11 protein-coding genes are annotated in these 10,633 nt (G+C 67.2%); all 11 read left to right on the top strand.

Annotated features, from left to right (window positions below):
- Positions 1–140: 140 nt before the first annotated feature.
- On the top strand, positions 141–359 hold the full coding sequence (locus AC5P57_RS02765) for a hypothetical protein (RefSeq protein WP_185959189.1): 219 nt from the start codon (positions 141–143) through the stop codon (positions 357–359).
- A complete protein-coding gene (locus AC5P57_RS02760) occupies positions 359–1,057 on the top strand; it encodes a fimbrial biogenesis chaperone (RefSeq protein ID WP_164145925.1) in 699 nt (232 codons plus the stop codon). The genes AC5P57_RS02765 and AC5P57_RS02760 overlap by 1 nt, the downstream gene beginning before the upstream one ends.
- 220 nt (positions 1,058–1,277) lie before the next feature.
- Complete coding sequence (gene rpsB, locus AC5P57_RS02755) at positions 1,278–2,084, top strand: 30S ribosomal protein S2 (protein WP_005408748.1); 807 nt, start codon at positions 1,278–1,280, stop codon at positions 2,082–2,084.
- 126 nt (positions 2,085–2,210) lie between these two features.
- The gene (tsf, locus tag AC5P57_RS02750; RefSeq protein WP_099551341.1) at positions 2,211–3,086 is read left to right on the top strand and encodes a translation elongation factor Ts; all 876 of its coding nucleotides are present in this window, start codon (positions 2,211–2,213) and stop codon (positions 3,084–3,086) included.
- 271 nt (positions 3,087–3,357) lie between these two features.
- On the top strand, positions 3,358–4,896 hold the full coding sequence (locus AC5P57_RS02745; RefSeq protein ID WP_164136387.1) for a GGDEF domain-containing protein: 1,539 nt from the start codon (positions 3,358–3,360) through the stop codon (positions 4,894–4,896).
- Positions 4,897–5,017: 121 nt separating this feature from the next.
- A complete protein-coding gene (gene pyrH, locus AC5P57_RS02740) occupies positions 5,018–5,746 on the top strand; it encodes a UMP kinase (protein ID WP_005408745.1) in 729 nt (242 codons plus the stop codon).
- A gap of 96 nt (positions 5,747–5,842) precedes the next feature.
- The gene (frr, locus tag AC5P57_RS02735) at positions 5,843–6,397 is read left to right on the top strand and encodes a ribosome recycling factor (RefSeq protein WP_049427358.1); all 555 of its coding nucleotides are present in this window, start codon (positions 5,843–5,845) and stop codon (positions 6,395–6,397) included.
- Positions 6,398–6,402: 5 nt separating this feature from the next.
- Positions 6,403–7,170 (top strand): polyprenyl diphosphate synthase, encoded by a 768-nt coding sequence (gene uppS / locus AC5P57_RS02730; RefSeq protein WP_099551343.1) that lies wholly within the window; start codon positions 6,403–6,405, stop codon positions 7,168–7,170.
- Positions 7,167–8,003, top strand: a complete 837-nt coding sequence (locus tag AC5P57_RS02725) for a phosphatidate cytidylyltransferase (RefSeq protein WP_099551344.1) — start codon at positions 7,167–7,169, stop codon at positions 8,001–8,003. The genes uppS and AC5P57_RS02725 overlap by 4 nt, the downstream gene beginning before the upstream one ends.
- A gap of 2 nt (positions 8,004–8,005) precedes the next feature.
- The gene (locus tag AC5P57_RS02720) at positions 8,006–9,196 is read left to right on the top strand and encodes a 1-deoxy-D-xylulose-5-phosphate reductoisomerase (RefSeq protein ID WP_099551345.1); all 1,191 of its coding nucleotides are present in this window, start codon (positions 8,006–8,008) and stop codon (positions 9,194–9,196) included.
- A 55-nt stretch (positions 9,197–9,251) separates the two neighbouring features.
- Positions 9,252–10,610, top strand: coding sequence for an RIP metalloprotease RseP (gene rseP / locus AC5P57_RS02715; protein ID WP_099551346.1), 1,359 nt, complete (start codon positions 9,252–9,254; stop codon positions 10,608–10,610).
- Positions 10,611–10,633: the final 23 nt, after the last annotated feature.

Below are 10,633 nucleotides of genomic sequence, written 5' to 3'. Positions count from 1 at the left end.
TGCGTGGATGCGCGCATCACGCCTGCGCCAGGAGCAGCCGACTGACAGTTCTACAGATTCGGCCGATCCAGCCGATACCGCGCAGCGATATCTTTCAGCACGGTGGTTTGCAGGTGGTTCGCGCAATTCTGATCGGGGCGATGCTGGTCGCCAGCACGCCGGCGTGGGCTGAACCCAGTCCCGCGCCGCTGCAGATTCGCCTGACCGTGGTCGAAGCCTGCCGCGATGATCCCGGCAGCGCCCACTGCCCCGCCCCCCACCAGCGCAGCGACGCACCGCAACTGCCTCCCCAGGTCCGCGAGCTCGCACCTCCCGCCGACGACGAAGACTCGACGTCCGCCGTGACCGTCATCTACTGATGCGGGCACTTCTGACTCTGCTGGCGATGCTGCTGGCGTTGCCTGCCGCGGCACTGGACCTGTTGCCGACCACACTGCAACTGCCCGCCGAAGGTGGTCAGGGCGAACTGTGGCTCTACAACCCCGGTCCCGGCCGCTGGCAGGGCCGGGTGCAGATCATGGCGTGGGAACAGCAGACCGACGCCGAAGTGCTGCGTCCCACCGACCAGGTTGTCGCCAGCCCGACCCAGCTCGACATCCCACCCGGCATCCGCCAGCGCATCTGGCTGCTGCCACGCCAGCCGGCACCCGCTGTCGGTGAACAGGCCTATCGGATCGTCCTGGCCCCCACCACGCCAGGCCTGCAGCGTTATTCGCTGCCGTTGTTCCGCGGGCACGCCACACCAATGACCCAGCCGCGGCTGCATGCATGGATTGAACCTGGCCAGTCGCATACCGTCCTGCGAATGAACAACGCCGGTACCCTGCACGCACGCCTGAACGATCTCGCCTACATCGCCAGCGACGGCCGACGCACCCTGCTGCTGCCGGGGCTTGCCGGCTATCTGCTGGCCGGCCGTGAGCGCCGCTGGGCCCTGCCCGCCCACCCTGATGGCTACGCCGGCGGTCATTTCCAGGCCCTGCTGCAGGATGGCCGCGTGGTCGATCTGGTCGCTCCAGACCCGGCAATTGCAGCCAGCGCACCGAGCGGGCTATAATCGACCGGATTCCTGCCGCCTGCGTGCGCGGGAGCCCGTCCACACCGGACGTCACCGGTGAATCCACACCTGCTGCCCCCATCCGTGCCGGGGTGCTCCGCAAGGAGTTCGGCCACGGAGGCAACAGGGAAGCCCAACCCCGGAACCGATCGCGCTTCCACGCGTCCCGCATACCTATCCCCGCGGGCGGAATCGCTGGTTCCATATCAGGAGTATTGCAATGCCCCAGGTCACCATGCGTCAGATGCTGGAAGCCGGCGTCCACTTCGGCCACCAGACCCGCTACTGGAACCCGAAGATGGCTCCGTACATCTTCGGCGCCCGCGGCAAGATCCACATCATCAACCTGGAAAAGACCGTCCCGCTGTTCAACGACGCGATGAACTTCATCTCGTCGGTGGCCCAGAAGCGCGGCACCGTCCTGTTCCTGGGCACCAAGCGCAGCGCCCGCGAAACCATCAAGGAAGAAGCCGAGCGTTGCGGCATGCCGTTCATGAACCAGCGTTGGCTGGGCGGCACCCTGACCAACTTCCGTACCGTCAAGCAGTCGGTTGCCCGCCTGAAGGAACTGGAAGCCGGTGAAACCGACGGCACCTTCGAGAAGCTGGTCAAGCACGAAGTGCTGGGCCTGCGTCGCGAGCGCGACAAGCTGGAAGCCTCGCTGGGCGGCATCAAGGACATGAACCGTCTGCCGGACGCCATCTTCGTGATCGACATCGGCCACGAAGACATCGCGATCAAGGAAGCCAAGAAGCTGGGCATCCCGGTCATCGCCGTGGTCGACACCAACTACAACCCGGAACTGGTGGACTACGCCATCCCGGGCAACGACGACGCCATCCGCGCTGTGCAGCTGTACGCCCGCGCCGCTGCCGATGCCGTGCTGGAAGGCAAGGCCGCTGCCCCGCACGCCGCTTCGGTGCGCGAGGAAGAGTTCGCTGAAGCCGCTGCCGAAGGCGAAGAGAAGCCGGCCCGCCGCGCTCCGGCCAAGAAGGCTGCCAAGAAGGGCGACGACGCCCAGGCCTGATCCAGGCCCCGGGGTGGACGCCCGGCGTCCACCCTCCCTGCGCGCAGCCCTTGGCGCGTGACAGGACCGTGTCACACGGGCCGGCCACCATGCCGGCCCTACCCCTTTCTTTCGTGAGGTAATCCCGTGGAAATCACTGCTTCCCTGGTCAAGGAACTGCGCGAGCGCACCGGCGCCGGCATGATGGAATGCAAGAAGGCGCTCACTGAAGCCAACGGCGACATCGACGCTGCTGCTGAAGCCATGCGCAAGTCCGGCGCCGCCAAGGCCGACAAGAAGGCTGACCGCGTGGCCGCCGAAGGCCGTCTGGGCCTGGCCCAGGACGGCGGCAAGGCCGTGCTGGTCGAAGTCAACTCGGAAACCGACTTCGTCGCCAACGATGACAACTTCAAGTCCTTCGTCAACGCCGTCGCCGCTGCCGCCCTGGCATCGGGCGCCAGCGACGTCGAAGCCGTGAAGGCTGCCAAGCTGGCCGATGGCCGCACCGTTGAAGAAGCCCGCGCCACCGCCGTGCAGACCCTGGGTGAGAACATCCAGATCCGTCGCATGGTGAAGGTTGATGGCAACAACACCATCGGCGCCTACGTCCACACCAACGGCAAGGTTGGCGTGCTGGTCGACCTGGTCGGCGGCGACGTCGAGCTGGCCCGTGGCCTGGCCATGCACGTGGCTGCCCTGAAGCCGCCGCACAACAAGGCTGCGGACGTCCCGGCCGAGTTCGTCGAGAAGGAAAAGGAAATCGAGCTGGCCAAGATGTCCGAAAAGGACAAGGCCAAGCCGGCCGAGATCCTGGAAAAGATCATCAGCGGCAAGATCAACAAGATCGTCAGCGACGTGACCCTGTACGGCCAGACCTACGTGCTGGGCGACACCACTGTCGAGCAGGTGGTCAAGGCCGCCGGTGCCGACGTGGCCGGCTTCCAGCTGCTGATCGTCGGCGAAGGCATCGAGAAGGTGGTGGAAGACTACGCCGCCGAAGTTGCCAAGGCGATGCAGGTCTGATTCCAGCCCTCGGGCCGTGAAACGACCAGAAGGAGCCGCGGGAAACCGCGGCTCTTTTTTTATGCCCGGGACAATGGGAGGCCCATGCTCCAACCGTGGGTGCGCACGCTCGGTGCGCACGCCGGCGCCGGGCACACCGGCACCTTTGCGTTGCGCGCGAATCAAGCCGATACTCGGCACAGGGAATCAACAGTCATTTAGCAGGAACGAAAATCGCGGACTGTGATGCATTCCTAGGTATTCTTGTCCCAATGGAATTGAACGACCCGACATGCCTCCCGAGCTGACAGCTGCCCTGGCGCTCTGCCGCAACCTGCCCTCGCCACCCGGTATTGCCCTGCGCATCATCGAACTGGCACAGGACCCGGAAGCGGATATCGCCACCGCCGCCGACATCATCGCCATCGACATGGCGCTGAGTGCTCGCATGCTGCGCATCGCCAATTCGCCGCTGTACGCCAGCCGCCGCCGGATCGAGAACCTCGGCCAGGCACTGACCATGCTCGGGCTGAATGCCACGATCAGCCTGGCCCTCGGCTTCACCGTCACCCAGGGACTGACCGGCGGTACCGGCGCCGACCACGACCTGCGCCAACGCGCCTGGAAGCGCAGCATCCTCAGCGCACTGGCCGCCAGCCAGCTGGGCCAGGCCCGCGGCCTGCGCCGGCTGGAAGAACTGATGCTGGCCGGCCTGCTGCAGGACCTGGGCGTACTGTGCCTGGCCCAGGCCGAATCGGAGCGCTACCTGCCGTTGCTGCGCGAAGCGCGCGACAACATCGATCTGGTCGCGCGCGAGCGTGACGAACTGGGCTGCAGTCACGCCGAGGTGGGCGCCTGGGTGGCCGAGCAGTGGGGCCTGCCGCGCTACCTGGTGGAAAGCATCAGCCACAGCGAAGACCTGGACGCCGCAGAATCGCCGTTCCAGGCCTGCGTGCAGCTGTCCGGCGCGGTGGCCGACATCTGGCTGGATGATGACGCCGATGCCGCCCGCGAACGCGCCCTGCAGCAGGTGCATGACCGCCTTGAACTGGACAGCGCCCGTTTCGACCAGGTCCTGACCCGCATCAGCGAGGCGCTGCCGGACATCGCCAGCCTGTTCGAGGCCGGCCTGAATTCCCCCTCGCGGGTGCGCGAACTGATCGACCATGCGCAGGAGCTGGCAACCCTGCGCAACCTGCGCGAGCTGCAGGATGCCGACCAGGCCCGTCGCCGCGCCGACGAATTCGAAGCCCGGGCCAAGCGACTGGCAGACCAGGCCCATCGTGACGCCCTCACCGGCGTGCTCAACCGGCGCCAGCTGGAAGCGGTGCTGGAGCAGGAGTTCCTGCGCGCCGGGCGCCAGGGTTGGCCGCTGTCGGTGGCCTTCATCGACCTGGACGACTTCAAGAAAATCAATGACGCCCACGGCCACCTGACCGGCGACGAAGTGCTGCGCGCCTTCGCCGGCAAGCTCCAGGGCCAGCTGCGCAACAGCGACACCGTGGCCCGCTTCGGCGGCGAGGAGTTCGTCGCGCTGCTGCCCAACACCAGCGAAACGGTGGCACTGGACGTGATCCGCCGGGTGCTGGCCAACATCGTCGCCACGCCGATGGCCGAGCTGGAAGGCGGCCCGCTGTTCGTCACCTTCTCCGCCGGCGTCGCCACCCAGGGCGGCTACGAACGCTTCGCCGACGTGCAGGACCTGCTGCGCGCCGCCGACGACGTGCTGTACCGCTCCAAGAACCTCGGCCGCAACCGGGTGATCGCGCGCTCCCCCGGCGCCCTCGGCCACGACGAGCTGTCAGCGACCGCCGGCGCCGAGCTGGGCTGAACGGGAAGCCCCGGATGACCGGGGCGAACGCCGGGATTTTACGCCGCAGTGCACAAAACACTATGGCCTGACGCCGCATGCGCGTAGAATCGCCCGCGATTTCCACGCACCCGAGGTCCCCATGTCCAAGCTCGCCTATCGCCGCATCCTTCTGAAACTGTCCGGGGAGGCGCTGATGGGAGATGAGGACTACGGCATCGACCCGAAGATCATCAACCGCCTGGCCCGTGAGGTCATCGAAGCCCAGCAGGCCGGTGCCGAAGTGGCGCTGGTGATCGGCGGCGGCAACATCTTCCGCGGCGCTGGCCTGGCCGCGGGCGGCATGGACCGGGTCACCGGCGACCAGATGGGCATGCTGGCCACCGTCATCAACGCCCTGGCCATGCAGGACGCCCTGGAGAAGCTGGGCGCCAAGGCCCGCGTGATGAGCGCGATCAAGATCAACGACGTGTGCGAGGACTACATCCGCCGCCGCGCCATCCGCCACCTTGAAAAGGGCCGACTGGTCATCTTCGCCGCCGGCGTCGGCAGCCCGTTCTTCACCACCGACTCCGGTGCCGCCCTGCGCGCGATCGAGATCGGCGCCGACCTGCTGCTGAAGGCCACCAAGGTCGACGGCGTGTACGACAAGGACCCGAACAAGCACAGCGATGCGGTCCGCTTCGACAGCCTGAGCTACGACGAAGTGATCCGCCGCGGCCTGGAAGTGATGGATACCGCCGCCTTCGCACTGGCCCGCGACAGCGACCTGCCGATGCGCGTGTTCGACATGGGCCAGCCGGGCGAGCTGCTGAAGATCCTCAACGGCGAGAACATCGGCACCCTCGTCCAGGGCCGCGATCCGGCCTGAGCCTGAGCGCGCGGCGACAACCGGGCCGATTCAGGCCCGGCAGCGTCCCGTATTCGCCTATAATCGCCCGATTCCAGATACATCCAGGACCGGGCGATGCTCAACGACATCAAGAACAACGCGCAGACGCGCATGGCCAAGAGCATCGACGCTCTGAAGCACACCCTCACCTCCATCCGGACCGGGCGTGCCACGCCGGCCCTGCTGGACCGCGTGACGGTCAATGCCTACGGCAATGCCAGCACCCCGCTGAACCAGGTTGCCTCGATCTCCAATGCCGACGCGCACTCGCTGCTGGTCACCCCGTTCGACAAGGGCATGATCAAGGAGATCGAAAAGGGTCTCTACAACGCCGAGTTCACCCCGAACACGCTGGGCACCGCGATCCGCATCAACATGCCGCCGCCGACCGAAGAGCGCCGCAAGGAACTGGCCAAGCAGGTGCAGAAGGAAGGCGAAGGCGCCAAGATCGCGATCCGCAACATCCGTCAGGACGCGAACAAGGAAATCGCCAAGCTGGTCAAGGACAAGGCGATCAGCGAAGACGAAAAGAAGCGCGGCGAAGACGACATCCAGAAGCTGACCGACGCCAACATCAAGGACGTCGACAAGGTCGTCGCCGACAAGGAAAAAGAACTGCTGTCGGTCTGAAGTCGATGCCTTCAGTCCCGCCTCCGTTGCCGGCCGCCCTGCCCCGCCACGTTGCCATCATCATGGATGGCAACGGGCGCTGGGCACAGCAGCGCCGCCGCCCGCGCGTGATCGGCCACCGCGCCGGCGCGCGCGCGGTCAACCGCACCATCGAGCGCTGCCTTGAACTGGGCATTCCGGCGCTGACCCTGTTCGCGTTTTCCAGCGAGAACTGGGGCCGGCCGCAGGAAGAAGTCGACGCCCTGATGAAGCTGTTCCTTGGCGCGCTCGATCGCGAAGTGGACGAACTGCACCGGCGCGGCGTGCGCGTACGCTTCATCGGCGAACGCGAGCGCTTCGGTGCCGGACTGGTCAGCCGCATGCAGCTGGCCGAGCAGCGCACCGCCGACAACACCACTCTGACCCTGTCGATCGCCGCCAGTTACGGCGGGCGCCAGGACATCGCCCGTGCCGCGCGCGCGCTGGCCGCTGAAGTCGCCGCAGGCCGCCTGCTGCCCGAACAGATCGACGAATCGCTGCTGGGCAGCCAGGTGGCCCTGGCCGACCTGCCGCCGCCGGATCTGTTCATCCGCACCGGTGGCGACACCCGCATCAGCAACTTCCTGCTGTGGCAGCTGGCCTACACCGAGCTGTGGTTCACCGAGGCGCTGTGGCCGGACTTCGATGCCGACCTGCTGCAGCAGGCGCTGGATGCCTATGGCAGCCGCGAGCGTCGTTTCGGCCTGACCAGCGCCCAGATCGCCGCACTGGCCACCGAGACCTCCAGCCCATGACCAAGACCCGAGTCCTCGCCGCGCTGATCATGGCGCCGGTCGCCATTGCCGCGATCCTGCTGCTGCCGACGCAATGGCTGGCCGCCGCCGCCGCCGCCGTACTGCTGATCGGCCTGTGGGAATGGCTCAAGCTGGCCGGCATCGAAGACACCCTCGCGCGCACCGTGCTGCTGGTGCTGAACCTGCTGTTGATGGTGCTGCTGGTGTGGGCCGATGGCAGCACGCTGGTGCTGTTCCAGATCACCACATTGGCGGGGGTCGCCTGGTGGCTGGCGGCGCTGGTCTGGCTGCGCTTCTTCAACTTCGGCGCCCAGCCGACGGCCCCCTCCCGTATCGTGAAGATGCTGGCCGGCACCCTGGCCATCGTTCCTGCCTGGGCTGCGCTGGTGCTGATCCACGCCGGCGGTGACCCGCCGGGCAAGCAGGGCCACCTGTGGCTGCTGGCGGCACTGGCACTGGTCTGGGCAGCCGATTCGGGCGCCTATTTCGCCGGCCGTCACTTCGGCAAGCACAAGCTGGCGCCGCGGATCAGCCCCAACAAGACCTGGGAAGGCCTGTTCGGCGGCCTGCTGGCTGGTGTCGGCGTGGCCCTCGGCCTGGGCTGGCTGGCCGGCATCGACATCGCGCACCTGCCGGGCCTGCTGATCACCTCGGTGGTGGCCGTATTCGCGTCTGTGCTGGGTGATCTGTTCGAAAGCCTGATCAAGCGCCACGCCGGTGCCAAGGACTCGGGCAACCTGATTCCGGGCCATGGTGGCGTGCTCGACCGCGTCGACGGCGTCCTCGCCGCCGTGCCGGTGTTCGCGCTGGGCAAGGAAATCTTCGGGTTCTGACCATGAATGCTGTCGCAGACCTGCGCCGGGTCGCCGTATACGGCGCCACCGGCTCGATTGGTGCCTCCACGCTGGACGTGATCGCCCGCCACCCGCAGCGCTACCAGGCCACGGTGCTGGCCGCCGGCCGCCAGGTGCAGGCGCTGCTGGCGCTGTGCCGCCAGCACAAGCCCGCGCACGCGGTCATCGCCGACGAAGCGCTGTTCACCGAACTGCGCGACGGCCTGCGCGATGCCGGGCTGTCCACCGAGGCCCACGCCGGTCATGCCGCACTGGACCAGCTGGCAGCAAGCGATGCCTGCGACACCGTCGTCGCAGCCATTGTCGGTGCTGCAGGGCTGTCCTCGACCCTCGCCGCCGCTGCGGCCGGCAAGCGCATCCTGCTGGCCAACAAGGAATCGCTGGTCCTGGCCGGTGAACTGCTGACCCGCACCGCCGAGCGCGCCGGCGCCGAGATCATTCCGATCGACAGCGAGCACAGCGCGATCTTCCAGTGCCTGCGTTCGCGCGACGCCAGCATCGACGGCGCCGGCGTGCGCCGGATCCTGCTGACCGCGTCGGGTGGCCCGTTCCGCGGCCGCAGCCGCGCCGAGCTGGCCGAGGTCACCCCGGCCCAGGCCGTGGCCCACCCGAAGTGGTCGATGGGCCCGAAGATCTCGGTCGATTCGGCGACGTTGATGAACAAGGGCCTTGAAGTGATCGAGGCCCATCACCTGTTCGCGGTGCCCGGCGAGCGCATCGAGGTACTGGTGCACCCGCAGAGCCTGGTGCATTCGCTGGTCGAGTTCGTCGACGGCTCCACCCTGGCCCAGATGGGCCTGCCGGACATGCGCACCACCCTGGCGGTCGGCCTGGGCTGGCCGCAGCGCATCGAATCAGGCGTGGCCGGGCTGGACCTGCTGGCGCAGGGCCGGCTGGATTTCGAGGCGCCTGACACCGACGCCTTCCCCTGCCTGGCGCTTGCGTGGCAGGCGATGCAGGCCGGTGGCACCTCCCCGGCGGTGCTGAACGCCGCCAATGAAGAGGCGGTTTCAGCATTTCTTCAGGGCCGGATCGGTTTCCTGACCATCCCGGAGCTGGTTGCTAACGCTCTTTCAACACTGCCGACGCAAGCAGCCGATACACTGGAGGTCCTGTTGTCCGCCGACCAGCGGGCACGCCAGCTCACCCTGAACGCCATCGACGCCGCCTGAACGACCGCCTCGCCCAGCATGACGCCGCCGCCCCTGCCCGCCACTGTGAGCCTGCATGACTGACTTCATCGGATCGGTCTGGTGGATGATTGTCAGCCTCGGGCTGCTGGTCACGTTCCACGAGTTCGGGCATTACTGGGTCGGCCGCCTCTGTGGGGTCAAGATCCTGCGCTTCTCGGTCGGCTTCGGCCGCCCGCTGTGGTCGCGCCGCGACAAGCACGGTACCGAGTTCGCCGTTGCCGCCATCCCGCTGGGTGGCTACGTGAAGTTCCTCGACGAGCGCGAGGTCGAGGTCCATCCCCACGAGCGCGGCCAGGCCTTCAACCACAAGACCGTGTGGCAGCGCATCGCCATCGTTGCTGCAGGGCCGATCGCCAATCTGCTGCTGTGCATCCTGCTGCTGTGGGCGATGTTCGTGATCGGCAAGCAGGACTACTCGCCGACGATCGGCCGGGTTGACGGCATCGCCGCCAGTGCCGGCCTGGTCAGTGGTGACCGCGTTCTGCGGGTGGATGACCGCCAGGTCGCCACGCTGGGCGAGGCCAGCATGGCGCTGACCGCCGCCGCGATGGATCGCCGCGACGTCACGCTTGAAGTACTCGACCCCGCGGACCAGGTACGCGTGCGCACCCTGCCGCTGTCGCAGCTGCCCGCCGGTTTCGATGAACGACGGGTGCCGATCCTGGCCGGCCTGTATTGGCAGTCGTGGCTGCAGCCGGCGCTGGTCGACTCGCTCACCGCCGATTCGGTGGTCACCGGGCTGCTGCAGCCGGGCGACCTGATCGTGGCGATCGACGGCCAGCGCATCGACAGCGTCGACCAGGTGATCGGCGAGATCCAGGCCCTCGGGCGTGCCGGAGGCCCTGGCATGATCGAGGTCCTGCGAGGCGGTGAACGCCTTGCACTGGAAGTCACGCCCCGCCAGGGCAAGGATGGCAAGGGCAACCCGGTCTGGCAGATCGGCGTCGGCTTCCCCACCACCTACAGCCCCTCCTACGACACCCTGCTGCGCTATGGGCCGCTGGATGCAGTGACCGTCGCCGTGCGTGAAACCGGCCGGCTTGCCGCCGATTCGCTGGGCATGATGGGCCGCATCGTCACCGGCAAAGCCTCGCTGCAGAACGTTTCCGGGCCCGTCACCATCGCCCGCGTGGCCAATGTCTCGGCCAAACGCGGCCTCGACTGGTTCCTGCAGTTCCTTGCCCTGCTGTCACTCAGCCTGTGCATCATCAACCTGTTGCCGATCCCGATCTTGGACGGCGGGCACCTGCTGTATTACCTTATCGAGTTGGTCAAGGGCAGCCCGCTGAGCGAGCGTGCCATCGCCGCCGGCCAATACATCGGCCTGGCGTTGCTGGCCGGGCTGATGGGGTTGGCGTTCTACAACGACATCCTCGGCCTGGTCCCGCGATGAACTTTTCCACGTTGTTGCCGTCT

This window comes from Stenotrophomonas sp. YJH_SMC_79, assembly GCF_059367995.1.
Note: the sequence above shows the minus strand (reverse complement) of the source record. Positions and strands in the feature narration are given on the sequence as shown.

Coding starts and splice junctions, on each gene's coding strand:
- frr (WP_049427358.1), top strand. CDS start 5,843: ATGCTCAACGACATCAAGAACAACGCGCAGACGCGCATGGCCAAGAGC.
- AC5P57_RS02725 (WP_099551344.1), top strand. CDS start 7,167: ATGACCAAGACCCGAGTCCTCGCCGCGCTGATCATGGCGCCGGTCGCC.
- rpsB (WP_005408748.1), top strand. CDS start 1,278: ATGCCCCAGGTCACCATGCGTCAGATGCTGGAAGCCGGCGTCCACTTC.
- uppS (WP_099551343.1), top strand. CDS start 6,403: ATGCCTTCAGTCCCGCCTCCGTTGCCGGCCGCCCTGCCCCGCCACGTT.
- AC5P57_RS02765 (WP_185959189.1), top strand. CDS start 141: ATGCTGGTCGCCAGCACGCCGGCGTGGGCTGAACCCAGTCCCGCGCCG.
- pyrH (WP_005408745.1), top strand. CDS start 5,018: ATGTCCAAGCTCGCCTATCGCCGCATCCTTCTGAAACTGTCCGGGGAG.
- AC5P57_RS02720 (WP_099551345.1), top strand. CDS start 8,006: ATGAATGCTGTCGCAGACCTGCGCCGGGTCGCCGTATACGGCGCCACC.
- AC5P57_RS02760 (WP_164145925.1), top strand. CDS start 359: ATGCGGGCACTTCTGACTCTGCTGGCGATGCTGCTGGCGTTGCCTGCC.
- rseP (WP_099551346.1), top strand. CDS start 9,252: ATGACTGACTTCATCGGATCGGTCTGGTGGATGATTGTCAGCCTCGGG.
- AC5P57_RS02745 (WP_164136387.1), top strand. CDS start 3,358: ATGCCTCCCGAGCTGACAGCTGCCCTGGCGCTCTGCCGCAACCTGCCC.